The 23,381-nt window shown below is 49.0% G+C and carries 28 protein-coding genes; 19 read left to right on the forward strand and 9 right to left on the reverse strand.

What is annotated here, in order from left to right; translation table 11 throughout:
* The first annotated feature begins 44 nt into the window (after positions 1-44).
* From ACN0TF_RS13410 to ACN0TF_RS13420, 3 genes are read left to right on the forward strand one after another with little or no spacing between them, the layout of a single operon-like run.
* Entirely contained in the window at positions 45-452 is a 408-nt protein-coding gene (locus tag ACN0TF_RS13410; protein WP_417442308.1) for an MAPEG family protein, read from the forward strand.
* A gap of 9 nt (positions 453-461) precedes the next feature.
* Positions 462-1,250, forward strand: coding sequence for an alpha/beta fold hydrolase (locus tag ACN0TF_RS13415; protein WP_417442309.1), 789 nt, complete (start codon positions 462-464; stop codon positions 1,248-1,250).
* 16 nt (positions 1,251-1,266) lie between these two features.
* On the forward strand, positions 1,267-2,655 hold the full coding sequence (locus ACN0TF_RS13420; protein WP_417442310.1) for an MATE family efflux transporter: 1,389 nt from the start codon (positions 1,267-1,269) through the stop codon (positions 2,653-2,655).
* Here ACN0TF_RS13420 and hisIE read toward each other — a convergent pair.
* Genes hisIE through hisG form a run of 8 tightly spaced genes read right to left on the reverse strand, consistent with a single transcriptional unit; the run spans position 2,652 to position 9,721 of the window.
* Entirely contained in the window at positions 2,652-3,260 is a 609-nt protein-coding gene (gene hisIE, locus ACN0TF_RS13425) for a bifunctional phosphoribosyl-AMP cyclohydrolase/phosphoribosyl-ATP diphosphatase HisIE (protein WP_417442311.1), read from the reverse strand. The two genes, ACN0TF_RS13420 and hisIE, sit on opposite strands and share 4 nt — an antisense overlap.
* On the reverse strand, positions 3,257-4,054 hold the full coding sequence (gene hisF / locus ACN0TF_RS13430; protein WP_417442312.1) for an imidazole glycerol phosphate synthase subunit HisF: 798 nt from the start codon (positions 4,052-4,054) through the stop codon (positions 3,257-3,259). The genes hisIE and hisF overlap by 4 nt, the downstream gene beginning before the upstream one ends.
* Entirely contained in the window at positions 4,036-4,773 is a 738-nt protein-coding gene (gene hisA / locus ACN0TF_RS13435; protein ID WP_417442313.1) for a 1-(5-phosphoribosyl)-5-[(5-phosphoribosylamino)methylideneamino]imidazole-4-carboxamide isomerase, read from the reverse strand. Before hisA ends, hisF begins: the two co-directional genes overlap by 19 nt.
* Entirely contained in the window at positions 4,767-5,357 is a 591-nt protein-coding gene (hisH, locus tag ACN0TF_RS13440) for an imidazole glycerol phosphate synthase subunit HisH (RefSeq protein WP_417442314.1), read from the reverse strand. Before hisH ends, hisA begins: the two co-directional genes overlap by 7 nt.
* Positions 5,354-6,430: a bifunctional histidinol-phosphatase/imidazoleglycerol-phosphate dehydratase HisB gene (gene hisB, locus ACN0TF_RS13445; RefSeq protein ID WP_417442315.1), complete on the reverse strand. Its 1,077-nt coding sequence runs from the start codon at positions 6,428-6,430 to the stop codon at positions 5,354-5,356. Before hisB ends, hisH begins: the two co-directional genes overlap by 4 nt.
* Positions 6,427-7,500 (reverse strand): histidinol-phosphate transaminase, encoded by a 1,074-nt coding sequence (gene hisC, locus ACN0TF_RS13450; protein ID WP_417442316.1) that lies wholly within the window; start codon positions 7,498-7,500, stop codon positions 6,427-6,429. The genes hisB and hisC overlap by 4 nt, the downstream gene beginning before the upstream one ends.
* On the reverse strand, positions 7,497-8,825 hold the full coding sequence (hisD, locus tag ACN0TF_RS13455; RefSeq protein WP_417442317.1) for a histidinol dehydrogenase: 1,329 nt from the start codon (positions 8,823-8,825) through the stop codon (positions 7,497-7,499). Before hisD ends, hisC begins: the two co-directional genes overlap by 4 nt.
* A 2-nt stretch (positions 8,826-8,827) precedes the next feature.
* Entirely contained in the window at positions 8,828-9,721 is an 894-nt protein-coding gene (hisG, locus tag ACN0TF_RS13460) for an ATP phosphoribosyltransferase (RefSeq protein ID WP_114981992.1), read from the reverse strand.
* Between the two features lie 338 nt (positions 9,722-10,059).
* Here hisG and ACN0TF_RS13465 point away from each other — a divergent pair, with 338 nt between their 5' ends.
* The 11 genes from ACN0TF_RS13465 to ACN0TF_RS13515 all read left to right on the forward strand — a co-directional run bounded on the left by ACN0TF_RS13465 (position 10,060) and on the right by ACN0TF_RS13515 (position 19,522).
* On the forward strand, positions 10,060-10,335 hold the full coding sequence (locus ACN0TF_RS13465; RefSeq protein ID WP_417442318.1) for a hypothetical protein: 276 nt from the start codon (positions 10,060-10,062) through the stop codon (positions 10,333-10,335).
* Between the two features lie 49 nt (positions 10,336-10,384).
* On the forward strand, positions 10,385-12,337 hold the full coding sequence (locus tag ACN0TF_RS13470; RefSeq protein ID WP_417442319.1) for an ATP-dependent DNA helicase: 1,953 nt from the start codon (positions 10,385-10,387) through the stop codon (positions 12,335-12,337).
* Positions 12,315-12,998 (forward strand): tRNA (adenosine(37)-N6)-threonylcarbamoyltransferase complex dimerization subunit type 1 TsaB, encoded by a 684-nt coding sequence (gene tsaB, locus ACN0TF_RS13475; RefSeq protein ID WP_417442320.1) that lies wholly within the window; start codon positions 12,315-12,317, stop codon positions 12,996-12,998. Before ACN0TF_RS13470 ends, tsaB begins: the two co-directional genes overlap by 23 nt.
* A 66-nt stretch (positions 12,999-13,064) precedes the next feature.
* Positions 13,065-13,364 carry a hypothetical protein gene (locus ACN0TF_RS13480; protein WP_317498699.1) on the forward strand — a complete coding sequence of 100 codons (300 nt, stop codon included), beginning with the start codon at positions 13,065-13,067 and terminating at the stop codon, positions 13,362-13,364.
* 12 nt (positions 13,365-13,376) lie between these two features.
* Positions 13,377-13,955, forward strand: coding sequence for a Slp family lipoprotein (locus ACN0TF_RS13485; RefSeq protein WP_417442321.1), 579 nt, complete (start codon positions 13,377-13,379; stop codon positions 13,953-13,955).
* 11 nt (positions 13,956-13,966) lie between these two features.
* On the forward strand, positions 13,967-14,836 hold the full coding sequence (locus ACN0TF_RS13490) for an alpha/beta fold hydrolase (protein ID WP_417442322.1): 870 nt from the start codon (positions 13,967-13,969) through the stop codon (positions 14,834-14,836).
* Between the two features lie 88 nt (positions 14,837-14,924).
* On the forward strand, positions 14,925-16,595 hold the full coding sequence (fadD, locus tag ACN0TF_RS13495) for a long-chain-fatty-acid--CoA ligase FadD (protein WP_417442323.1): 1,671 nt from the start codon (positions 14,925-14,927) through the stop codon (positions 16,593-16,595).
* Positions 16,592-17,767 (forward strand): ribonuclease D, encoded by a 1,176-nt coding sequence (gene rnd / locus ACN0TF_RS13500; RefSeq protein ID WP_417442324.1) that lies wholly within the window; start codon positions 16,592-16,594, stop codon positions 17,765-17,767. The genes fadD and rnd overlap by 4 nt, the downstream gene beginning before the upstream one ends.
* 22 nt (positions 17,768-17,789) lie before the next feature.
* Positions 17,790-18,050 carry a YcgL domain-containing protein gene (locus ACN0TF_RS13505; protein WP_114981984.1) on the forward strand — a complete coding sequence of 87 codons (261 nt, stop codon included), beginning with the start codon at positions 17,790-17,792 and terminating at the stop codon, positions 18,048-18,050.
* Complete coding sequence (locus ACN0TF_RS13510) at positions 18,037-19,074, forward strand: lytic murein transglycosylase (protein WP_417442325.1); 1,038 nt, start codon at positions 18,037-18,039, stop codon at positions 19,072-19,074. Before ACN0TF_RS13505 ends, ACN0TF_RS13510 begins: the two co-directional genes overlap by 14 nt.
* Before the next feature lie 16 nt (positions 19,075-19,090).
* Positions 19,091-19,522 (forward strand): YcgN family cysteine cluster protein, encoded by a 432-nt coding sequence (locus ACN0TF_RS13515; protein WP_417442326.1) that lies wholly within the window; start codon positions 19,091-19,093, stop codon positions 19,520-19,522.
* Between the two features lie 18 nt (positions 19,523-19,540).
* On the opposite strand, the gene dsbB is transcribed toward ACN0TF_RS13515, so the two are convergent.
* Positions 19,541-20,086 carry a disulfide bond formation protein DsbB gene (dsbB, locus tag ACN0TF_RS13520; RefSeq protein WP_417442327.1) on the reverse strand — a complete coding sequence of 182 codons (546 nt, stop codon included), beginning with the start codon at positions 20,084-20,086 and terminating at the stop codon, positions 19,541-19,543.
* Positions 20,087-20,229: 143 nt separating this feature from the next.
* On the opposite strand from dsbB, the gene fadR reads away from it, so the two are divergent.
* The 5 genes from fadR (at position 20,230) to ACN0TF_RS13545 (ending at position 23,131) form a co-directional block, all read left to right on the forward strand.
* Entirely contained in the window at positions 20,230-20,940 is a 711-nt protein-coding gene (gene fadR, locus ACN0TF_RS13525; RefSeq protein WP_011235053.1) for a fatty acid metabolism transcriptional regulator FadR, read from the forward strand.
* 327 nt (positions 20,941-21,267) lie between these two features.
* Complete coding sequence (locus tag ACN0TF_RS13530) at positions 21,268-21,693, forward strand: hypothetical protein (protein WP_417442328.1); 426 nt, start codon at positions 21,268-21,270, stop codon at positions 21,691-21,693.
* A gap of 108 nt (positions 21,694-21,801) precedes the next feature.
* A complete protein-coding gene (locus ACN0TF_RS13535; protein ID WP_417442329.1) occupies positions 21,802-22,269 on the forward strand; it encodes a hypothetical protein in 468 nt (155 codons plus the stop codon).
* 84 nt (positions 22,270-22,353) lie between these two features.
* Positions 22,354-22,683 carry a hypothetical protein gene (locus ACN0TF_RS13540; RefSeq protein WP_417442330.1) on the forward strand — a complete coding sequence of 110 codons (330 nt, stop codon included), beginning with the start codon at positions 22,354-22,356 and terminating at the stop codon, positions 22,681-22,683.
* Positions 22,684-22,789: 106 nt separating this feature from the next.
* Positions 22,790-23,131: a hypothetical protein gene (locus tag ACN0TF_RS13545; RefSeq protein WP_417442331.1), complete on the forward strand. Its 342-nt coding sequence runs from the start codon at positions 22,790-22,792 to the stop codon at positions 23,129-23,131.
* The last annotated feature ends 250 nt before the right edge of the window (positions 23,132-23,381 follow it).

Here is a 23,381-nt window from a genome sequence, read left to right on the forward strand (position 1 = left end):
TTTTTAATGAAGCCAGGCCCCCACGAATAACAAGAGGCATTCCAATGACATCTCAACTAACAATCACCGGCTTTTATGCGGGCATTTTAACGCTAATTTATCTTGTTCTGGCTGTGAATATTATCCGCTTGCGCTGGAAACATCGGGTCGGCATTGGCACAGGCGAAGCCGAAGAGCTCAACGTTGCAGTGCGCATCCATGGTAACTTTATTGAGTATGTGCCTCTGGCACTTATTCTGTTTGCTATGATGGAAGTACAATACGCTCCGCTTGCTCTGCTCCATGGGCTGGGTATTGCGTTAGTCGTTGCTCGCTTATGTCACGCTATTGGATTAACCCGTAGTGTCGGCGTGAGTTTGCCCCGCACCATCGGGGTATTAACGACTTTTGCCGTTTTATTGTTAGCTGCTGGCTTTGGTATCGGTCAGTTTATTGGTGTCAGTTTATTATAAAGTGAAGCTATGTCTGAATTAGAATCAGGTATCCATCTGTATGGCGAACAACAAAACCCTCCGGTTGTTTTGTTGCACAGCTCACAGAGCGCCAGTACGCAATGGCGGGCGTTAATAAAAGAATTAACCAGCACTCACTTTGTTATTGCGGTTGATTTGCTGGGGTATGGGCAGGCGCCTAACGTTGAGTTTACGGCAAACTTTCGACTAGAGCAGGAACTGCCCCGTATTATTAGCGCGATCGAGCAACTTGCGTTATCCAGGCCTGTGCAATTGGTTGGTCACTCCTACGGCGGCGCTGTTGCATTAAAGCTGGCGCTGGAAAAGCCATTTAAAATTGCCGATGTGGTTGTCTACGAACCTGTTGCCTTTCACGTATTACCGGATGATTCTCCGGGCATGCTGGAAATACAGGAAATCAGTCACGCTATGCACGGTAAAGACGCAGTCGAATGCACTCGCACCTTTGTCGATTACTGGAATGACGCTGGTTATTTTGATGCTTTACCTGAACGCATTCAGCAAATTATGATCAGTCAGGCTGCCAAAGTGGCTCTGGACTTCGACGCCTTGCTTAACGAACCCAGACGCCTGGAAGATTACCGCGGCGTAGAGCAAAGCGTTCTGCTACTGCAGGGCGAACACACTCGTCGCAGTGCAAAAGCTGTCGCAGAGGCTTTATCGACGATACTTCCTGATGTCCAACGCGACTCTGTTGGTGCAGGTCATATGGGGCCTTTGACTCATCCGGCTGATGTGAATCAGCGTATCCTGCAATTTTTGCGTAAGCAATCCTAACCCAGAGAAGACGCGCGTGAACTGGTGGACGAATAATAAAGGCGAATTTAATAAGCTGGCTAAACTGACCGGTCCTATTCTGGTGGCTCAGTTAACTCAAATGTTAATGAGTGTCGTAGATACGGTCATGGCCGGGCGTAAAGGCGCGGTTGATTTGGCCGCTGTGTCTGTCGGCGGCAGTATTTTTGTGCCGGCAACTTTATTGGTGTTTGGTCTGGCGCTGGCATTAGCGCCCATTATCTCTCACCTGGACGGGTCAAATTCGCACCGGCGTGTCGCTAACATATTGCAGCAGGGGTTCTACGCTTGCGCCATTGTTGGTGTTATCACGCTACTGGGTATGTCGTCAGCGCCCTGGTTGCTCGACATCATGGAAGTTGAAGACGACTTTCGCGCCATTACTCTGGACTATTTGTTTTACATCTCCTGGGGCATACCGGGCTTTGTTATTTACGCGGTACTGAGAAACTTCTGTGAGGGCTTGTCTAACACCATGCCGTCGCTGATCATTGGTTTTATCGGGTTACTGATAAATATTCCGGCAAACTACATTTTTGTTTACGGCGAGTTTGGTATGCCGGAGCTTGGGGGCGCTGGCTGCGGCCTGGCAACGGCTATTGTCTTGTGGGGTATGGCGCTTTCAATGGTTGTTTATACCTTTACCGCCAAACGTTACAAGCGGTTGCGCCTGCTCCGTCGCTGGTACCGGCCTAACTGGGACGACGTTACCTACGTTATTCGTATTGGCTTTCCTATTTCGATGTCACTCTTTTTCGAGGTCAGCCTGTTTGCTGCAGTCGCGTTATTAATTGCGCCGCTGGGGCCGACGGTGGTTTCTGCTCACCAAATTGCACTGAACATAAGTTCGTTAGTGTATATGGTGCCGCTGAGTATCTCTATGGCGGTGACTTTACGGGTCGGCTTTGCGCTGGGTGCGGGTAATCCGAAAAACGCCATGTTGAGCTTTAAACTTGCGATGCTGTTTGGTGGTGTATTTGCGGGCGTTAATGGTTTAATTATGTATCTGGGTGGTGGTTGGTTAGCCAGCCTTTACACTCCTGATAAGGATATTATTAATCTGGCAGCGACGCTGATGGGGCTGGCGGCTATTTTTACTGTGTCGGACACCTTCCAGGCCATTTCCATTGGCACTCTGCGTGGCTACAAAGACACCAAATACCCAATGATACTGGCCTTTATTTCGTACTGGCCATTTGGTTTAACCGTTGGTTATATTCTGGGGCTGACCGACTGGATCGTGCCGGCCATGGGCGCGGCTGGGTTCTGGGTTGGCTTTATCAGTGGCTTAAGCGTCGCAGCAGTACTCTTGTCACTGCGCCTACGCCGCGTATCCCGTCGATACGAGCGTAAGCATTTTCGTGAGCAGTTAAACAGCGCCGCTTAACCGCGGCGTTTAGCCAGAACCTCTAATACATCTTCCAGACTTAAATCGCTGGCCTGCAGCACAACCAGCAAATGGTAGAGCAGGTCGGCACTTTCATTGACCAATTCTTCTTTGTCTTCGGTTGCCGCAGCCAGCGCTACTTCTACGCCTTCTTCCCCGACTTTTTGCGCGGCACGCTTTATACCTTCAGCAAACAGACTGGCAGTATAACTCTCACTGGCATCCGCGCCCTTGCGGCTGGCAATTAACGCGTCCAGTTCATGTAATAAAGGCTTAGGAGCATCATCAAAACAGCTGCGGTTGCCTAAGTGGCAAGTTGGGCCATCGGGCAATGCCTGAATGAGCAAGGCGTCGTTATCGCAGTCAGCATACATAGCCTTAAGATGCAGGTAGTTCTCCGAGCTTTCACCCTTAGTCCATAAACGTTCTTTGCTACGGCTATAAAAAGTGGTTTTACCGGACGATAAACTCTCTTTAATGGCGTCGGCATTCATATAAGCCTGCATCAGAACTTCGCCTGTTAAAGCATGTTGCACTGTGCAGGGCAGTAAACCGGACATTTTTCCCCAGGCCAACTGGTCTATGTTATTCAAATCAATTTTCATGTTGTCTCCTGAAGCGCTTCAATGGGGCGAACCGCAATATTATTGGCTGCCATTGCGGCTTTGACATCGCTGATACTGAATAGGTTTTTGTGAAACACCGAAGCCGCAAGAGCACCATCGACCTGTGCTTTTTGAAAGGCATCAACAAAATGCTGAATCTCACCGGCACCGCCTGACGCGATTAACGGCACAGAGCAATGCTCGCGCAATGCCGACAGCTGTGCTATATCGTAACCTTGACGCACACCGTCCTGATTCATACAGTTCAACACAATTTCACCGGCGCCGCGGGAAATGACTTCCTGTAACCAGTCTTTTGTCTGCCATGCCGATTTGTGCGACTTGCTCTCGTCACCGGTAAACTGGTGCACTTCGTATTCACCGGACTGCTCGTTATAAAAGCTGTCTATGCCAATAACAATGCACTGCTGGCCGAACTCCTCAACCAGCGTGTTAATTAAATTGGGGTTAAGCAGGGCAGGCGAGTTAATGGAAATTTTGTCCGCGCCCATAGACAGCATGGTTTGTGCGTTCTCAACCGAACGAATACCGCCGGCAACGGTGAAGGGAATGTTGATTTCCCGGGCAACCCGCTCGACCCAGGACTTATCCACCGTACGGCCGTCTGCCGATGCGGTAATATCGTAAAACACCAACTCATCAGCACCGCTTTCTGCGTAGCGTTTTGCCAGCGGCAGAATATCACCAATAATTTCATGGTTACGGAATTTAACCCCTTTAACCACTTGTCCGTCTCGAACATCCAGACAGGGGATTACGCGTTTTGCCAACATGCTAATGCCTCCTGCATAGTGAAAGCGCCGGTAAGTAAGGACTTACCTAAAATAACTGAATCACAGTTTACGGCTTTTAAATCTGTAAGATCGTCCAGGCAGCTGACGCCTCCGGACGCCTGCCAGACTATCTGCGGATAAAGTTGTTTGTAGCGCTTATAAAGCTCAACATTGGTGCCGGTCATGGTGCCGTCTTTACTGATATCGGTGCAGAGTACATGACGGCAGCCTAAATCCAGGTAGCGGTTGAGAATGTCATCCAGTGTATGCGTGCTGGCCTGTTGCCAGCCGTGGGTAGCGACCATGGCATTGCCACTCTGATCAATATTCACATCCAGCGCCAGTACAATTTTTTCGCCGCCGTAGGTCTGCAACCATTGTTTTACTCTGTCCGGGTTATTAACTGCGGTGGAACCAATCACAGCGCGCTCAATACCTGCTTCAAATAAGGTTTCTAAATCCTCGGTTGTACGAATTCCACCGCCAGCCTGACACCTCATGCCGGAATCTGAGGCTAGTTTAGCCAGCAGTTGTTGCTGGCGCTTGTCCGGGTCTTTAGCGCCGTCTAAATCCACCAGATGAAGCCACTCGGCACCAGCTTCTGCATAGAGCTGAGCCTGACCCAGCGGGGTTAAATCAAACTCGGTTTTTTGCGCGAAGTCGCCCTGATACAGGCGTACCACTTTGCCGTCAATTAAATCCAGGGCAGGTATCAGCATAATGTTAACTCCAAAAAACGTTTCAGCAGAGCTTCGCCAGTTTTACCTGAACGCTCAGGGTGAAACTGCGCACCAAAATAGTTGTTGTGGCGTATCATTGAGGCAAAACGCTCACCGTATTCGCTGCTGGCAATGGTGTATTCATCAACTGCCACGGCAAAACTGTGCACGAAGTAGCAATAACTGTCGTTTCCCTGAACTAACGGGTTGTCTGCGGTTGGCTGCAGAGTATTCCAGCCCATATGCGGCAAAGGCAGACCAGAATCGCGCAGGCGTTTGGTTTTTGCCGGAATCAGATTCAGGCAGTCAACGTCACCTTCTTCCGAGTGTGAGGTCAGCAATTGCATGCCCAGGCAAATACCCAGCACTGGCTGGGTTAACTCCCGCAGCGGTTCAACGAGTTGCTTGCGCTGTAAGTTACGCATAGCAGCAGAAGCAGTACCTACACCGGGTAAAATGACACGATCAGCGGCTCTTATTTTTTCTGCGTTATCGGTAATAAGCACTGAGTAGCCCAAACGTTCAACCGCAAAGCGGACCGACGTCAGATTGGCACACTCGGTATCGACAATCACCACATTCATGCCAGCATCCCCTTACTTGAAGGCAACTGTTGGTCTCCGGTTTTGGTAATGGCCTGACGCAGTGCCCGGCCAAATACCTTAAACAGGCTTTCGACCTGGTGGTGGGTATTACCTTCGGTGGTCGATAAGTGCAAGCTCATTGCCATGGCGTCGGTTAACGAGCGGAAAAAGTGCTCGACCATTTCGGTGGATAATTCGCCGACTTTGTCGCGGGTGAAGTCTGCTTCCCATTTCAAATAGGGGCGGCCGGATAAATCGATGAGACATTCCGCCCGGCATTCATCCATAGGCAGAGCAAAACCAAAGCGACCAATGCCGCGCTTGTCGCCCAGTGCTGAGCGTAATGCCTGACCCAGCGCCAGAGCCGTGTCTTCAATGGTGTGGTGATCGTCAATGTGCAAATCACCCTTAACCTTAACCGAAAGCGAGAAACCAGCGTGTGTGGCTATCTGCTCAAGCATGTGGTCAAAGAAGCCAATGCCGGTATCAAATTCGCGCGGAGCCTGACTGTCTAAATCCACCTTAATATTGATGTCCGTTTCCCGTGTGGTGCGGGTAACCGACGCTGTACGCGGGTTGTCCAGTAATTGGTGAACAATGGCATCCCAGTTGAGTTCGCTACGACTGTAACGCAGACCTTCAATACCCATATTTTCAGCCAGTTGCAGGTCAGTTTCACGGTCGCCAATAACGTAGGAGTTGGTAAAGTCCACACGGGCTTCTTTCAGATACGACTTTACCAGCCCAAGCGCAGGCTTACGGCAGCTGCAGTTATCACTGTCAAAGTGAGGGCAAATCAAAACGTCATTAAACCGAATGCCTTGCGACTCAAACACCGCCATCATCAAATTATGTGGCGCGTCAAAATCGGCTTGTGGAAAGCTGTCTGTACCCAGGCCGTCCTGGTTGGACACCATCACCAGTTGATAACCCGCCTGTTGCAGTTTTAGCAAAGCCGGTACCACGTTCGGTTCAAACACCAGCTTCTCAATGCTGTCCAACTGCTTGTCCGTAACCGGTTCTTCAACCAGGGTGCCGTCACGGTCAATGAATAAAATAGGCTTCTGGCTCATGAAAAATAGTCCTTTAACTGTTGAATCAGTTCGTCATTTTCGGCGGCGCTGCCAATAGTTATGCGAACAACGTTTTCCAGTCCCCGCTGCGCCGACTGATTACGTATTAATAGGCCGTTATCGGCAAGTGTCTTCACTAAACCAGCGGCATCTTCACACTGATACAGTAAAAAGTTCGTGTCACTTTCTGATACCTGGGTCAGTGGGGTTTGCTTTAAGGCTGTTTGCACTCGGTCGCGCTCGGCTAATAAGGTCGCTACCTGTTGCTGAAGTCGTTCAAGCGGACTTGTCTGCAAAGCCTGAACCGCAATTTGCACTGTCGGGTCTGGCAAAGGGTACGGCGCCAGAACTTTCTGCAGTAACTCAATGATGTCGTCATTCGCCAGCAAAAAGCCGCAGCGAATGCCGGCCAGAGCAAAGGCCTTCGATAAGGTACGTAACACCACCAAGTTCGGATAACGTTCCAGCCAACTGACAACGCTGTCACCAGAGCTGAACTCAATATAGGCTTCATCAACTACCACAATAGAACGTGGCGAGTGTTGCAGCACTTGTTCAATATCATCGGTATTTAGTGCATTGCCCAGCGGGTTTGAAGGCGAGCAGAGAAAGATGACTTTGCACTCAGCAGCAGCTTCTATAATCGACTCCGTATCCAACTGCCAGTTGTTCACCTCTCCGCTATTTAGTAAGGGAACCTCAGTAACACCAACCGCAAAGGTTTTAGCCGAAATAGCGTACATACCGTAAGTCGGTGGGCAAATCAGTACTTTGTCCTGACCGGGTTCACAAAAAGCTCGTATCAGTAACTCGATACCTTCGTCTGAACCGCGGCTGCTTAATACCTGTGAGGCTTCAACTCCGGCGTATTCAGCGTATGCCTGATTCAGCGGCTTAGACTGAAACTCCGGGTAACGGTTAAGTTTGCTGTCATCAACGGTGTACGAGTTACTGTACGGAGACTCGTTAGCGTTCAGCCAGATATTGCCGCCGCTCATACTACGCCGTGCAGAGGCATAGGGTGTTAGCTGTTTCAGGTGCTGGCGCTGTAACTGCTCAACAATGCTCATAGTTTGCTCTCCGTACTTTTAGTTTCCGTACGAATAGTAACGGCACGTTTGTGCGCATCTAAGCCTTCAACGTCAGCCAAAGTAGTAATAGCTTCTGCTAACTGGCGTAGTCCGTCCTGGCTGGCTTCCTGTACCGTATAGCGACGGTAAAAGTCGACCAGCCCGAGGCTGCTGTAATTACGGGCATAGCCGTACGTTGGCAGCACGTGGTTGGTGCCGGTGGCATAATCACCGCCGGACTCCGGTGTGTAGTGCCCGACAAAGACAGAGCCTGCGCGGGTTAACTGTGGCAGCAGCTCACGCGCGTTATCCGTCTGAATAGAAAGGTGCTCAGGCGCATAGGTTTCGCTAATGGCTATGGCTTCATTCATATCTGAAACCACCAGCAGACGACTTGCCTGCAATGCCTGCTCCGCAATATCGGCGCGACTTAGCTGAGCGCATTGTGCAATCAGCTCCTGCCGTACGTTCTCTGCGACCGTCATTGACGGCGTAAGCAAAATAACCTGAGAATCATGTCCGTGCTCAGCCTGCGAGAGTAAATCTGCCGCCACATAGGCTGGGTTTGCACTGTCATCAGCAATCACCAACAGCTCTGAGGGGCCTGCCGGTAAATCCATGGCACAACCGCTGTCATTCTGGCTAACCTGTTGCTTGGCTTCGGTAACAAAGCTGTTACCCGGGCCAAACACTTTACCTACAGCAGGTGATGACTCTATACCGTACGCCAGCGCACCAATAGCCTGAGCGCCGCCACACAGCAGAATGTCGGTCACGCCGCAACGCTTAGCAGCGTAGAGCAGGGCGGCTGGTAATTCGCCCTGTTTATTAGGCGGGCTGACCATAACCACACGCTGACATCCGGCAATTTGCGCGGGCACTCCCAGCATTAATGCGGTGGAGGGCAAAGTAGCACTGCCGCCCGGAATGTATAAACCGACGGCGTCTAACGGTGCATAACGCAATTCACATTGTACGCCCGGCGCGGTTTCAATGCTTAAATTCTGCGGACGTTGTGCTTCGTGAAAGCGGTAAATGGTTTGATACGCGGTATCTATAGCGCGTTTTACTTTGTCATCTAAACTAGCAATGGCGGCTTCGACCTGGTCATCGCTCATTCGCAGTGAGGTCGCATCCGGGTTATCGAACTGGCGGGTATAGTTCAGTACCGCACGTTCACCGTTATCACGAACGTCACTCAGAATAACTGCAACCTTCTCTCGCAGTGACTCTGCCTGAGCCCGTCCGGGGCGTGCTAGGCGCTGAGCCTGCTCCGCTTCCGACAGTTTTTGCCATTGTTCAATGGGTATCCGTAATTCACTCATGATCACCCCATCATTTTTTCAATAGGCAATACAAGTATCGAACTGCAGCCCATAGATTTAAGATCTTCCATGGTTTCCCAGAATAGCTTCTCGGTGCTGACCATGTGCACGGCAACTTGCTCGTCGGTGTGGCTTAGCGGCAGAATGGTCGGTGTTTCCGCGCCGGGTAATAGCTCAACCACTTGCTCTAATTTGTTCTTTGGCGCGTGCAGCATAATGTATTTGCTTTCCCGCGCCATTTGCACGCCGTCTATACGGGGCAGCAACTGATCTATCATGGCCTGTTTTTCTTCTGAAAGGCTGTCAGCACGTTGTATTAACTGCGCCTGCGAACGGAATATCACGTCCTTTTCGACTAACCCATTTGCTTCCAGCGTAGCACCGGTGGAAACTAAGTCACATATGGCTTCGGCAAGGCCCGCCCGGGGAGCAACTTCCACAGAACCGGTCAGCATAACCGTACGCGCATTCACGCCGTTGTCTTTCAGGTAACGCTTAAGCAACTGCGGGTAAGTGGTCGCGACTCTTAAACCCTCTAAGTCTTGCAGCGACTGGTATTGGCTTTCTCTTGGCACCGCCAGCGACAAGCGGCACTGACCAAACTCAAGTCCACGTAATGGCTGATAGGCCGCGACGGAATCGGTTGCAATGCGTTCTAACCGGGCTTCTTCCAGCACGTTTTCGCCAACCAGACCTAAATCAACCACGCCGTCCATAACCAGACCCGGAATGTCGTCATCACGTACGCGCAGTAAATCGATAGGGTGACTGGTGCTGTGCGCAATTAAGCGTGCTTCGTTAACACTAAATTTCACACCGCAGGCATTCAGCAATGCCATAGATTCCTTACTCAGTCTTCCTGATTTCTGTATCGCAATGGTTAAACGGTCAGTCATAACAGCTCCTAAAATGAAAAACCCCCGAAGGTATATGCCTTTCGGGGGGTTGTATAGTCAATCGAAAGGCTAGCGTTTATACGGCTAGCCAAAACATTAAGTTCACGGCTAGGCCATACAGTTCCAATGATGATGGTGGTGGCTGTGAACAAAACGCATAATTAACACTCCAATAAAAATAGTTTTACTTCGTAAAGTTGTATAGCACTATAACAGTTGAGGAATGTAATGCAAGAGTAAACTTATTGGTTATTTAGTCGATATAAGCTTATTATTTAACCAGTGGTTGTATAGTCAAATAACAGAATTCATTCTCTGCGAGGCGAAAGACAACAACAATGGCTAACTTTGATGCAATGGTTCCGTTGATCCCCAAAGACACTCGCGTGCCTCTGGACTTCGCCCGTGAGCAGATGAAAATAAACCAGGTTGAAAAAATACACGAGCTTCGTGCAACCAGTGAAGAAGAAAGCTCGACCATCAATGAAGATAAACAGCGCGAAGACAATCAGCATCATCAACCACAACAGCAAGCGTCTCCACAAACCGAACCTGAAGAGGTTGCTGACGACGATGAAACTCCTTCTTCAGGGCATATAGACACCTACGCCTGAGCAAACATCTATGTCATAATACGTGCCTATTTCTTCGGCGGTAAAGGTTATGGCGACGGTTTTATCAGTATTTAAGCCAACAGGCGAGCTCGCACAAGCAATTACAAATTTTCAGCCACGAGCCGCTCAGCAGCAAATGGCAGAAGCCATAGCCGCTACCGTTAAGAAAAAAGGTGAGCTGGTCGTTGAAGCCGAGACCGGCACGGGCAAAACTTTTGCGTATTTGGCTCCTGTACTACTGGGCAAAGGCAAAGCGATTGTTTCTACCGGTACCAAAAACCTGCAGGAACAGCTGTTCCACCGCGACTTACCCACATTAAGAAAAGTGCTGGCGCCGGAAAAAGTTGTCGCTTTATTAAAAGGCCGTTCAAATTATTTGTGTCTGCACCGCATGGAGCAAGCAACCCAACAGGCCGGACAGTTCAGTAAAGACATTCAAAATCAGCTTATTACGGTAAAGCGCTGGGCGACATCCACACGCAGTGGTGATGTGGGCGAGTTGAACGCCTTAGCGGAAGACGCCTCGGTATTACCGCAGGTAACCAGCACTCAGGACAACTGCCTGGGGCGGGACTGTCCGGTGTACGAAGACTGCCACTTAGTCAAAGCCCGCAAAGAAGCCATGGAAGCCGACATTGTGGTGGTGAATCATCATCTTTTCTTTGCCGATATGGCGTTAAAAGACACCGGTTTTGGTGAGCTTATTCCGAGTGTCGACACCGTGGTTTTTGACGAAGCTCATCAAATTCCGGACATTGCCAGCCAGTACTTTGGCGAAACGGTTTCCAGTCGGCAACTGACAGAAATGTGCGAAGAACTGCAACGTTTGTGTATGACCGAGCTGAAAGACCTGTCACAAGCCAGCGCAATGGCACGTACGTTATTACAGACTTTGAAAGACTGGCGATTGTTGTTTCCGCGGGACCCTATGCGCGGCAACTGGAGAGACTGGCGCAAAAAGCCCGATGTTGCCGAGGTGGCTGAACGGGTGCAGGAGCGGTTAACTCTGCTGACCGACGTTATGAAAACCGCTATCGGCCGTAATAAAGATTTTGATAATTTACATGAACGGGCTGAACAGCATCTTACTATTTGGCGTCAGTTAATGGATGTAGACCGCACCGGCTACAGCTTTTGGTTTGAAACCACGCCCCGACACGTCAGTTTGCATCAAACGCCGTTAAGCGTTGCCAAGACTTTCGGTGGCTATATTAAGCGTAATAAAATGAGCTGGGTATTTACCTCTGCTACTTTGGCGGTTAACGGTAAGTTTGACTATTTTACCAAGCGCTTAGGCATAGACGACGCCGATACCTTATTGCTGGAAAGCCCGTTTGATTTTGCTAAGCAGGCCAAGCTGTGTTTACCGCGGTATTTGCCCGAAGCGAACGATCCAAACCGGCACCAGATGCTGACCGAAATTGCCGAGCAGTGCGTGAAGGTCAACCGTGGCGGCACTTTCCTGCTGTTTACCAGCCACCGGATGTTGCAGCAGATGGCGGCAATATTACGCGACCGACTGGATCGCGACATTCTGGTGCAGGGCGAGTCCGGCAAAACAGAGTTACTGGAAACCTTCACCAAAAAGGGTAATGCCGTGCTGTTGGGTACTTCGTCCTTTTGGGAAGGGGTAGATGTGCGGGGTGAAGCCTTACGCTGCGTTATTATCGACAAACTGCCATTTGCCTCGCCGGATGATCCTTTGCTGAATGCACGTGTTGAAGATGCCCGTTTGCGTGGTGTCGATGCCTTCAGCACGATACAATTACCGCAGGCAATAATTGCGTTAAAACAGGGCGCAGGACGGTTAATTCGCGATAAAGATGACTCCGGTGTGTTAATTGTTTGCGACAGTCGTTTAGTAACGCGCCAATACGGTAAGCAGTTTCTATCCAGCTTGCCTGCTATGTCACGAACCCGGGATTTAAATGAAGCGCTGAGTTTTTTAGCGCAGGTTGCAGAGAAAGATGAAACCAATAATGACGAACTTATTAGCAGTTGATACGTCGACTGAAAATTGCTCAGTGGCTATTCGCTGGCAGGATAATTTCTTTAGCGAAGCAATAGAAAGCCCGCGGGAACATTCGCAGCGCTTACTGCCTTTTGTTGAGCAAATGCTGCAGCAGGCTAAGACCGAATTAAATCAGCTGGACGGTCTGGTCGTTGGCGTAGGGCCAGGCAGTTTTACCGGCGTTCGCATTGGTGTATCTATGGCGCAGGGTCTTGCTTTTAGCGCCGAGTTACCGGTATATCCTGTTAGTAGCCTGCACGCGTTAGCGCAACAAGCCATTCGTAAACACAATGCAGAAGCGGTTGTTGCCTGCATAGATGCGCGCATGGGTGAAATTTATTACGCCTTGTACCGTAATAATAATGGTCTTGCCGAACAAATAACGGAGCCTGCCGTTGCAGAACCCTCTGCAAGTTTATTTGCAGGACATAATGTTGAGGGCTTCCATACTGCGGGAACTGGCTGGGACAACTACGCCGGTACTCTGGATCCTAAGCAGGAATTAAAGCACAGCATGGATTGCCGGTTACCGCTGGCGGAAGACATGCTGACAATAGCAACTAAAGGTTGTGTTTCTGCGGTCGATGCAGAGAACTTAGAACCTTTGTATGTTCGTAATGAAGTGACCTGGAAAAAATTGCCGGGTCGATAACTTGTAGAATGGCACTGAACTCGCCATAATAAAATCAGTCTTACTAACAGATGAGTCATCGTTTACGTGCGAATAAATCCGCAAGCGGTTCAGCCGCTAAACAGCCAGCAACAAGGGCCACAAAGGCCTGCGCCGGATGATCAGCAACGTCAGGAGCAGAATCCGGCGAAAGTTGCTGATACCCGGCAGGTAGTGCCTGATGTCCGGCAAAGTCAGCGGCGCGCAGAACGGTGGGAATCACTTAATACGTTTTACGATGAGCCACCACAACGTTCTCAAAAAGCGCTTAATGCTTATCAAAACATAGCGTTAAGCGAAAAAAGAGAGCAAATCACGTCAATGTTTGGTGTTGATGTTTACGCCTGAGTGAGGTCTGTTATGAAAACGATATTTGCAGTGTTAACGACACTGGTACTGGTTGGTTGCTCTTCAGTTCCTGATGAGCTTGCCAGTGATAATGAAGAAGCGTTGGTGAGTTATAAGGTTGCCAAACATCAGGGTAATGAGGTGGCAGGTGAGCCAGCCCGTTGGGGTGGTGTTATAGCCGATGTCCGCAACGCCGAAGATCATACCGTACTTGAAGTTGTCAGTTTCCCACTGAAACGTTGGGCGCGTCCTGAGGTTAGCGATAACAGCGACGGGCGTTTCTTAGCTGTAATTAATGACTTTGTTGACCCCGATGTCTACCAGCAAGGCCGGGCAATTAGTTTTGTCGGTACTATTGGTCAAACCCAGCAGGGCAAAATTGACGAATACGTTTATACCTACCCGGTTATTGAAGCAACGGGGTATCACTTGTGGAAGGTTGAGAAACAGAAAAGTCATGTAGAAGTTGACTATTCACCACTGTGGTTCCGCCATAACTTCTATTCACCTTACTATCCTTACCGTTATCCGGTTCCGGTACGTGTTCGTGTGCAGGACAACTCGGGTACTCCGGCTAAAAACCGCAACTAATTCGTTCTTTAATGGATTATCGAGAGGCTTTAGAGCAGGCTACCCCGGTCAGTTATCAACTGGACTGGGGTACGGTTCGCGGGCTGTGCTGGGGCGATCCTAACGACATAAGAGTTATTGCAACTCATGGTTGGTTAGACAACAGCCACAGCTTTTTACCTATAGCCCGGTACTGGTCACCTGACAAAGGTGGCCTTTTAGCACTTGACTGGCCCGGTCACGGGCACAGTGATCACCGTCCGGTGGGAAACTATTATCATTTTATCGACTATGCTTATGATTTATGGCAGCTGATTCAGCAGCAGGGCTGGCAGAATTTAACCTTGCTGGGTCATTCTATGGGCGGTTTTGTCAGCAATGTGGTTGCCGCATTATGTCCGGAGCGTATTCAGCAATTACTATTAGTTGAAGCCTTTGGGTTGCTGGTGTCTGACGGAACAAATGCGCAGGAGCAGCTGAAGCAGGGCTTTTTAAGTCGCAAAAAACTGCAGACACCGCGCTGGCGAAGCTACGCGGATTTCGACTCGGCGGTAGAGGCTAGAGCCGCTCAGGCTGACTTTTCAGCCAATTTAGTCCGGCTAATTGTTGAGCGTGGCTGCGATCGCGAAGAAGATGGCCGCTGGCACTGGCGAGCCGATGCCAGGGTAAAAACCACATCGGCCTACAGGTTACCGAGCTCGGCAGTGGATGACTTGTTTGAAAAGTTGACCATGCCGGTGACCGTTGTGCGTGGAAGCCGCGGTTACGATCAGTTAGATAGCGCGTTTAAGCGATGGCAGGATAAAGTTTCTGGCTTAAGTTGTAAGACATTGGAAGGTGGACATCATGTACATATGGAACAACCTGAGAAAATAGCTGAACTGCTTAAATCGTACGTTTAGCGGTTGGTAACGACTAGGATTAACTGGTCGGATATGCGATGATTGCGCCACTGAAAATAACTATAAATAGTGAGAGGCGGAGCCTTTTATGGATAAAATTTGGTTGGAAAACTATCCAGCGGGAGTACCGGAAACAATTGACCCGGATCACTTTGCGTCGTTGGTTGATATACTTGAACAGTCCATTGAAAAGTACGGCGAGAAAACGGCTTTCGTAAATATGGACTCAGAAATGAGTTTCAAAGAACTGGGTCTGAAAACTCGCGACTTTGCCGCTTACTTGCACAGTACCGGCCTTAAAAAAGGCGATGCCGTTGCGGTTATGATGCCAAACTTGCTGCAATATCCGGTGGCGTTATTCGGTATTTTGCGAGCAGGCATGACGGTGGTGAACGTCAACCCACTTTATACTCCGCGCGAATTAAAACATCAGCTGGTAGATTCTCAGGCAAAAGCGCTGGTTATTCTGGAAAACTTTGCTCAAACCTATGAAAAAATTAAAGCAGAAGCTCCGCTCGATTTAGTCATTACCACGCAAATAGGTGACCAGCTGCCTGTGCTTAAGCGCTCTTTGGTTAACTTTGTGGTTAAGTACATAAAACGCATGGTGCCTTCGCATAATTTAAAAGGTACGGTTAGCTTCAATCAGGCGCTGGCCAAAGGAACCACGGCAGACTATAAACGCCCTGAAGTGACCGGCGATGATATTGCCTTTTTACAGTATACCGGCGGAACAACGGGTGTGGCCAAAGGCGCTATGCTGTCGCACCGTAATATGGTTGCTAACCTTGAACAAGTTTCCTCGGTTATTACCCCCATAATGAACGACGGCGAAGAAACCATTATTACTGCGTTGCCGCTGTATCATATCTTTGCGTTAACCGCGAACTGCCTGACCTTTATTAAGCATGGCGGCAAGAACGTATTAATTACCAACCCGCGCGACATGCCGAACTTTGTGAAAGAGCTGAACAAGTATCCTTTCTCAATGATTTCAGGGGTTAACACACTGTTTAATGGCTTGTTGAACACCAAAGGCTTTAAAGACGTTAACTTCTCTAATTTAAAAATTGCCCTGGGCGGCGGTATGGCGGTTCAGCGTGCAGTGGCCGAAGAGTGGGAGCGGGTAACCAAGTCTCGTTTGCTGGAAGGTTATGGTTTAACCGAGTGCTCTCCGGTGGTTACCGTTAACCCTTACGATATTGAACACTATACGGGCAGCATTGGTTTGCCGGTGCCAAGTACCGACATGCGTATTGTTGACCCTGAAACGCGCGAAGAAGTGGCTTTAGGTGAAGCGGGCGAGCTGGAAGTGAAAGGTCCGCAAGTTATGGTGGGTTACCTTAACCGTCCTGATGCGACAGCCGAATCTATTAAAGATGGTTGGTTTGCAACGGGTGACATGGCGACAGTTGATGAGCGTGGTTACTTCAAAATTGTGGATCGTAAAAAGGACATGATTTTGGTGTCGGGCTTTAATGTTTATCCGAACGAAATTGAAGACGTGCTAGCTGACCATCCTAAAATTCTTGAGTCGGCAGCCATAGGCGTGCCGCACGAGTCGTCTGGTGAAGCGGTAAAAGTCTTCATTGTGGCAAAAGATAAGTCATTGACCGAACGTGAAGTTATCGACTTTGCGCGTGAAAACCTGACCGGTTACAAAGTACCTAAACTGGTTGAGTTTCGTGACGAATTGCCTAAATCCAACGTCGGCAAAATAATTCGCCGTGAATTACGCGATGAAGAGGACGACGCTTGACTCTGCCGTTAGAATTACCCGAGTCGGTACAACAATACCGGCTCGTTACCACCACTCACGATTTACAAGACCTCTGCCAGCAAGCAAAACAATGCGGCTGGTTCGCTATCGACTCCGAGTTTGTGCGCGAACGCACTTACTACGCTCAGCTAGGCTTATTACAAATTCACGCTAACGGTACAACGGCTGTTATTGATCCGCTGGCGGATATTGATTTAGAGCCTTTATGGCAGCTGATTTCCGGCGATGAAGTCGAAACCGTATTGCATGCCGGTGGCGAAGATATAGAACTGTTTTTCCAGCAAAGCAATGGCCGCCAACCCAAACAAATTTTTGATAGCCAGATAGCCGCAGGTTTTTGTGGTCTGGGTGACTCAATGGGTTACGCTCGCCTCGTCGACGCGTTGTTTGACGGAGTTGAGCTGGACAAGAGCTTGTCACGCACCAACTGGCTGAAACGCCCGTTAAGTGACGAACAATTGGACTATGCCGCTGCCGATGCCAGTTATCTGGCGATAATGTACCCGTACCTTAAAGCTCTGTGTGAAGAGAAAGGGGTGCTGGATATTGTGTACGAAGAGTCGCAAATTCAGGTTCGTAAACGCACACAAAGCTGGCCGGATGATCTGCTCTATTTGGGCGTAGGCAACGCCTGGCAGCTGAACCAGCGGCAACTGGCGGCGCTGAAAATTCTGACACCCTGGCGTTTACACAAAGCGCGTGAGCGCGACATTCCGCTGGGCTTTATTGCCAAAGACGGGGTCTTGCTTGAGCTAGCCCGGAGAATGCCAAAAAATGACGACGAGCTAAGCCGAATTCCCGATTTAGCGCCTATGTCACGCAAGTATTCAGGTCGGGACATTATTCGCTGTATTCAGCAGGCTGAACAAGTGCCTGAAACTGAATTACCGAAAACCCTTGAACGCCTGGACGATATGGACGGTTATAAACCAACCTTTAAGGCTATTAAAAAAGCGGTTACCGAACTTGCCGAAAGCCTGCAGGTTCCGGCGTCGTTAGTGGCTTCGCGTAAGCAAATTAACGACATTATTAACTTTCACTGGCAGTATTCAACGCAACAACAGCAACGTTTGCCGCAACCTGACTTAATGGTGGGTTGGCGCAAGCAGGCAATTGGGGCAGAATTACAGGCTATTGTTAGTCAGGCCTAAGCCCATATTCAGGAGAACAGCCATGCTGTGTGATGTTTATCGCAGCTCGAAGAAAACGGATACCTATTTGTACCTGCCTCACGGCGACGAATTTACCGAAGTACCTGACGTTTTGCGCGAGCAGTTTGGTCGCGCGGAAAAAGTTCTGACATTAAACCTGGCGGGTCGTGAACAGTTGGCTCGTTTAACGGTCGAAAAGTTACAGGAACATTTGCATAACGATGGCTACTACTTGCAGTTGCCGCCGAAACGAGAGGAACTTCAATTCAATGTTAACAAATAAAATAAAAGTGGCAGGGCTGGCCTTTTGTCTGGCCTCTTCATTTGCGCTCAGCGCGCCGGCTTCTGCGTATCAGGAAGCTGAGGATAAAGCGAAAAAAGAGTCCAGTGAAGAGGTTAATCGACAGTTTGCCACCTACGTTGAAGCTCTGAAAGCCGAAGCCATTGAAAGCGGCTATAAGCAGGACACTCTGGATAAAGCGTTTGCCAAAGTGAAGTATTACGAGCGGGCAGTCGAGCTGGATAAAAACCAGCCGGAATTTAAGCTAACTCTGGATACCTATCTGCCACGTGCTGTGCCTGAATGGAAAGCGGAAAAAGCTCTGGAAAAATACAACGAGCACAAAGAGCTGCTGGAAGAAATTGGTAAAGAGTACGGCGTACAGCCGCGCTTTATTGTGGCGTTGTGGGGCATTGAAACCAACTTTGGTTCGTTCACGGGCGGTTTTGACGTGGTATCGGCACTAACTACGCTGGCTTTTGACGGACGTCGCGAAGAGTTCTTTAAAAAGCAGCTGTGGGAAGCCTTAACCATTATTGAAGACGGCCACATTGAACCCGAGCAAATGAAAGGATCATGGGCTGGCGCTATGGGTCAGACTCAGTTTATGCCCAGCTCTTTCATGAGTTACGCCGTAGACTACGACAACGACGGTAAAAAAGACATTTGGGGCAGCTACCCGGACGTATTTGCGTCAGCCGCTAACTACCTAAGCTCTGTTGGCTGGAAAGACGACGTAACCTGGGGACGTCAGGTACAGCTGCCTGAAGATTTTGATGAGTCATTATCCGGGCTGGACACCAAGAAAAAATTAGCCGAGTGGGCAGATTTAGGTGTTACACGATTTGACGGCTCTGAGTTGCCATCGCGCGCCGATATCGACGCCTCAATAGTGATTCCGGATGACAAAGAAGGCCGTGTTTACCTGGCTTATGCCAACTACGACGCCTTAATGCGCTGGAACCGTTCACATTACTTTGTGGCCGCCGTGGGCTATTTGTCCGACCGCATTCGTTTTCCAAGGTAATGCCTTGTCGGTATTAATGAAATGGTATGAGCAGCCGCTGCATACACTCAGCCATGCACAGTGGGAAGCCCTGTGCGACGGCTGTGGGCAGTGCTGCTTAAACCAATTGCAGGACGAAGAAGACCATCTTTATTCCACCAATGTTGCCTGTCGGTTATTAGACACCGACACCGCATGTTGCACCGACTACGCTCACCGAAGCCAGCGCGTACCCGAATGCGTTACCTTAACCCCTGACAACCTCGACGAGGTTTACTTTATGCCAGCCAGTTGCGCGTATCGGTTGCGGGCAGAAGGGCAGCCTTTGCCTGAATGGCATCCGTTAAGGCACGAAGGCAGCAAAGAGCCAATGAAAAAAGCCGGCTATCATGTAGCCGGCCATTGCGTTAGTGAGGTGAAGTTTAAGGGCGACCTGGAAGACCGTATAGTGACCTGGCCCTTGTCTTAGCCCTGGCATTAAAACGGATTATTTGTGGTAAAGCACCAACCCGTTTTTTTTCGTGAACGACGAAATAATGTGACAAATAGTCACAATAATACCGATGAGTAACAAGCCCGCAAAAATCACCGTCATCCAACCGGGCATACCTAACCCCAGCCATTGCCAGTCAATGTCGCCGCATAACCCCGGTGCCGCAAAGAGCCCCGGCATCCATTCGTGCAGTGGAGCCCAGTCAGGAAAATTAGGCGCACTTTCACACACCGCAAAGAACGCGTTTTTCGAGGTTTGGAGATCCCAGTGGTCGTAGGCAATTAATAAGCCCTGATAACTGCTGTAAAGCCAGCCAATTAAAGCCGCCCAGCGCGTTAACCAAAGCCCCGAACCAAACAGGCCGACAATAGCAAACAAGCCAATACCGACAACCGCCATACGTTGATAAACACACTTTACGCAGGGCTCTAAGTTAAGAACCATCTGGAAGTAAAGCGCGGCGCCCAACAGGCCTGAACACCCTAAAAATAACAGTAACCAGGCAAAAGGTTTGTTAGGCCACTGACCCACAGACAGCATGATGATTTTCCTTAAGAAACTGTAAAAACGTAGAAACCATACCCAAATAGCGTGGTGTTGTCGATATAAAGGCAGAAGTTATCTTGTCCGACCTCACACAAGGCTGCTAGAATCCTTTTATTAGTTAGTTCACAGGCGGGAATATGATAATAAAAGCTAAAAGTCCGGCGGGTTTTGCCGAGGAGTACATCGTAAAATCTATCTGGAACGGGCATTTTGCACCCGGCACTATTCTACCCGCTGAACGAGAGCTGTCTGAATTAATAGGCGTAACGAGAACCACCTTGCGCGAAGTGCTGCAGCGGCTGGCACGCGACGGCTGGCTGACCATTCAGCACGGCAAGCCCACCAAAGTGAACAACTTTTGGGAAACCTCTGGTCTTAATATTTTAGAAACCCTGGCGCGCCTGGACGAAGACGGCATGCCTGAGCTAGTCGACCAGTTGTTGTCTGCCCGCACCAATATTAGCGCCATTTATATTCGCGCCGCCATTCGTCATAACCCTAAGCGAGTTCTGGAGCTACTGGAACCTACCAGCGAACTGGAAGACAACAAAAAAACCTTTGCTGAGTTCGACTACCAGTTAAACCACGACTTAGCCATGGCCTCCGGTAACCCCATTTATGTGCTGGTGCTGAACGGCTTTAAAGGCCTGTACTCGCGTATTGGACAATATTACTTTTCGTCGTCCGAAGCCCGCCAGCTGGCCCGCGACTACTATGAAAACCTAATAGCCGTAACCCGCGAAGGCGACTACAACGAGTCCGTGAACCTAGTTCGTCGTTACGGTTACGAGTCCGCTGAAATTTGGCATAGCCTGCGTGGTGATATGCCGGATGATTTGGTGGGTTGATTAAGCTAGTTTCCCTGCTTTCCCGATAGAATTAAATTTAGTTTGTTGATTAAAGCCTGATGACTCTTTTTGAGTTGTCAGGCTTTTTTGTTTCTTGCTTTTCATTTTTAACCCGTTTAGTGTCAATTACATAAGTAAATTGTAAAGACTGATATTGTGCACTTTAAAATGGCTAAATGAGCATGCTCGCTTTGTTTTCGGGTTTTTATTGCTATTTTTTGGTGAAAATACTTTATTTATTCATTGCTTGCGAAGGAAAAGGCTGCAATTTAATGAATGGCAAAGTGCGCATGCACAATATACAAATGTTATGTGTCGGGATAGGAAATGACATCACCACTACCACTAGAAGGCGCAAAAGAAGCTCGGCACGAACTTAAGAAATTTCATGTCTTGCTGAACCAAGAAAATTTAGTTCCTGAGCAGTGCTACCGGAGGAATCATAGGAACTATCCCATGGTTTCATATGTTAGCCAAATAGCTGCCTTATTCTTCAGTCATAACTACGAAGTCATTCCCGTATTTATTAACCTTACTATAACTGAGCTTGATAGAAACGTAGGGCAACCAGTTACGGAGAACTATAGAAAGATTGTTAAAGATTATCTTTGCCAAATGGCGTATTTTTTGGAAAAGTTCACGCAAGTTGATCGCGAAAAACTTGAAAGCTATATCCCAGAAGAGATACGTAATGCTGGACCAACAAAGGCGCCAGAAATTGATCATCAGACTTTGCAGTTTAAAAACACATAACCAGACGCGTCAGTCGGATGGCCTTTACGCCGCTTCGCTATGTAAAGGCCACCGCTGCGCTCAGCGTTATGGGGCAAGGACATCAGTGCCCAGGAAAAGAGTAAGCTTATGTCATTACTAAAGAAATTCCTCGTTGTACTGGGCTTAGCCGGTGCAATTTCAGCTCATGCGGAAGATTCTAAGATCGTTGCGGATGTTAAGGCGTCGGCAGAGTGGATATCTCAAGCGCTATCAAGTTCTGGCTACAAAGCGGATTTTTCGCTTGAAAGCCTTAAAGAAATAGATCGTTTCTTTGAAGAGCATGCGCCCGACGGTGAACCCAAAGCGACCGGTCTTTTATCCGAAGATCTAGGGAGTCGTTTGTTTGCTATCGGTGGCTATATAGGTGAAGTAATTCGGCGCAACCAAGGTGGGGAGTGGCATGGTAATGATTCAGATCCCAATGCTGAAATCAATGTGGAGCTAAGGCTGCCAAATGGTAAAGCAATGTGGCCAATTCAAAGGGCTATGAAGCGGCTCAAGTCAGGTAAGGAAGAGGGGATCTATGCCTATGGGGCCGCGGCCATCAGCCCATAACCAAGGGCTGCAGCGGACCGCTTTTCCGGCGCGGTGCGCCTCCAAATCGGCCGTTGAGCCCAGGCGTTAGCTTTCAAGGATCGTATGCAGTCAAATTTAACTCTCGATGAAGTAAATCAAGAATTAGCAGAAGCTGATGTTGCAATTAGCGACTCTGAATTTGAAACTCTCAAAACGTGGGTTAAATGTAAAATCAAACCTGTGAAATGGAAGCAGAATCAATACGACTTTGAACATGAGTTTTGGGTCGTTGCTATTTTAAATGGCAGTTGCCTTTACTTTAACTTTGTAGAAGAAGGCTGGGGTTGGGGGAAATTCAGTATAAGTGGTTCCATTATTAAATATCATTGGGAGCAAGAAGAGTTATACGAAGCTTTTATCTGGCGTTACAAAGAACAAGTAATTGAAAGCTAACAAGTCATTAAAGCAGGACAAAAAACAGTTGGTTTTTGCTCGTGCCTCGCTTATTTTAACCAACTATTTTTAGCCTCTTAATGAGGCGTTATGCATCTGGAGCATCATGAGAATCCTGCGTGAACAAACAATCTGTGAATGGGTAGGTGTTGAGCCGCAAAAGCCTGAAGCAGGTACAAAATTGGGTGTCGCGCTCGGTACGCTGGGCTCTGGGCTAATCAATGGACTCCGGCATAAGCCGGAAAATGGTACGAACGGTTGGTATATCTGGTGCGGTGAAGTCATGTCACAAGATGACGACTTCTTTTCACCACTCCACGTCGAGCATATTCAAGCGTACTTGCCTGAGGTAATGGAGTATCTCGATTTGCCTCCTGGTTACCGTTTTCTCATTGATGGAAACAACTACGAAGATGTCTGGTATGAGGCCGAGTTGCTAAATGCATAACAATCGCAGGCACAGCGACGGCTTTTTCGTTGCGGCTTCGCCTCCACTACAAAGCCGCGCGTGCTGCGGGCGTTAGCCAGGAGAAGTTTTGACTGATACTTATTTCATACGGCATAGTTCTGCACTGGATGCCGATACAGAGACTTTGGAAGCACTTTGGAGCGAAAATCGGATTGCAATCCATTATCCCCATGATCTAAGTGGCACTTTCGAGGACGGTGATTCTCAGAGCCTGAATCCCAGTGACTAT

Origin of the sequence: Idiomarina sp. (genome assembly GCF_048265525.1) — a bacterium.
Classification (GTDB): domain Bacteria; phylum Pseudomonadota; class Gammaproteobacteria; order Enterobacterales; family Alteromonadaceae; genus Idiomarina.

Excerpts from the sequence above, each read along its gene's own strand:
- ACN0TF_RS13410 (WP_417442308.1), top strand. The coding sequence starts at position 45 with ATGACATCTCAACTAACAATCACCGGCTTTTATGCGGGCATTTTAACG.
- ACN0TF_RS13415 (WP_417442309.1), top strand. The coding sequence starts at position 462 with ATGTCTGAATTAGAATCAGGTATCCATCTGTATGGCGAACAACAAAAC.
- hisIE (WP_417442311.1), bottom strand. The coding sequence starts at position 3,260 with ATGAAAATTGATTTGAATAACATAGACCAGTTGGCCTGGGGAAAAATG.
- hisF (WP_417442312.1), bottom strand. The coding sequence starts at position 4,054 with ATGTTGGCAAAACGCGTAATCCCCTGTCTGGATGTTCGAGACGGACAA.
- hisA (WP_417442313.1), bottom strand. The coding sequence starts at position 4,773 with ATGCTGATACCTGCCCTGGATTTAATTGACGGCAAAGTGGTACGCCTG.
- hisH (WP_417442314.1), bottom strand. The coding sequence starts at position 5,357 with ATGAATGTGGTGATTGTCGATACCGAGTGTGCCAATCTGACGTCGGTC.
- hisB (WP_417442315.1), bottom strand. The coding sequence starts at position 6,430 with ATGAGCCAGAAGCCTATTTTATTCATTGACCGTGACGGCACCCTGGTT.
- hisC (WP_417442316.1), bottom strand. The coding sequence starts at position 7,500 with ATGAGCATTGTTGAGCAGTTACAGCGCCAGCACCTGAAACAGCTAACA.
- hisD (WP_417442317.1), bottom strand. The coding sequence starts at position 8,825 with ATGAGTGAATTACGGATACCCATTGAACAATGGCAAAAACTGTCGGAA.
- hisG (WP_114981992.1), bottom strand. The coding sequence starts at position 9,721 with ATGACTGACCGTTTAACCATTGCGATACAGAAATCAGGAAGACTGAGT.
- ACN0TF_RS13465 (WP_417442318.1), top strand. The coding sequence starts at position 10,060 with ATGGCTAACTTTGATGCAATGGTTCCGTTGATCCCCAAAGACACTCGC.
- ACN0TF_RS13470 (WP_417442319.1), top strand. The coding sequence starts at position 10,385 with ATGGCGACGGTTTTATCAGTATTTAAGCCAACAGGCGAGCTCGCACAA.
- tsaB (WP_417442320.1), top strand. The coding sequence starts at position 12,315 with ATGACGAACTTATTAGCAGTTGATACGTCGACTGAAAATTGCTCAGTG.
- ACN0TF_RS13485 (WP_417442321.1), top strand. The coding sequence starts at position 13,377 with ATGAAAACGATATTTGCAGTGTTAACGACACTGGTACTGGTTGGTTGC.
- ACN0TF_RS13490 (WP_417442322.1), top strand. The coding sequence starts at position 13,967 with ATGGATTATCGAGAGGCTTTAGAGCAGGCTACCCCGGTCAGTTATCAA.
- fadD (WP_417442323.1), top strand. The coding sequence starts at position 14,925 with ATGGATAAAATTTGGTTGGAAAACTATCCAGCGGGAGTACCGGAAACA.
- ACN0TF_RS13505 (WP_114981984.1), top strand. The coding sequence starts at position 17,790 with ATGCTGTGTGATGTTTATCGCAGCTCGAAGAAAACGGATACCTATTTG.
- ACN0TF_RS13510 (WP_417442325.1), top strand. The coding sequence starts at position 18,037 with ATGTTAACAAATAAAATAAAAGTGGCAGGGCTGGCCTTTTGTCTGGCC.
- ACN0TF_RS13515 (WP_417442326.1), top strand. The coding sequence starts at position 19,091 with ATGAAATGGTATGAGCAGCCGCTGCATACACTCAGCCATGCACAGTGG.
- dsbB (WP_417442327.1), bottom strand. The coding sequence starts at position 20,086 with ATGCTGTCTGTGGGTCAGTGGCCTAACAAACCTTTTGCCTGGTTACTG.
- fadR (WP_011235053.1), top strand. The coding sequence starts at position 20,230 with ATGATAATAAAAGCTAAAAGTCCGGCGGGTTTTGCCGAGGAGTACATC.
- ACN0TF_RS13530 (WP_417442328.1), top strand. The coding sequence starts at position 21,268 with ATGACATCACCACTACCACTAGAAGGCGCAAAAGAAGCTCGGCACGAA.
- ACN0TF_RS13535 (WP_417442329.1), top strand. The coding sequence starts at position 21,802 with ATGTCATTACTAAAGAAATTCCTCGTTGTACTGGGCTTAGCCGGTGCA.
- ACN0TF_RS13540 (WP_417442330.1), top strand. The coding sequence starts at position 22,354 with ATGCAGTCAAATTTAACTCTCGATGAAGTAAATCAAGAATTAGCAGAA.
- ACN0TF_RS13545 (WP_417442331.1), top strand. The coding sequence starts at position 22,790 with ATGAGAATCCTGCGTGAACAAACAATCTGTGAATGGGTAGGTGTTGAG.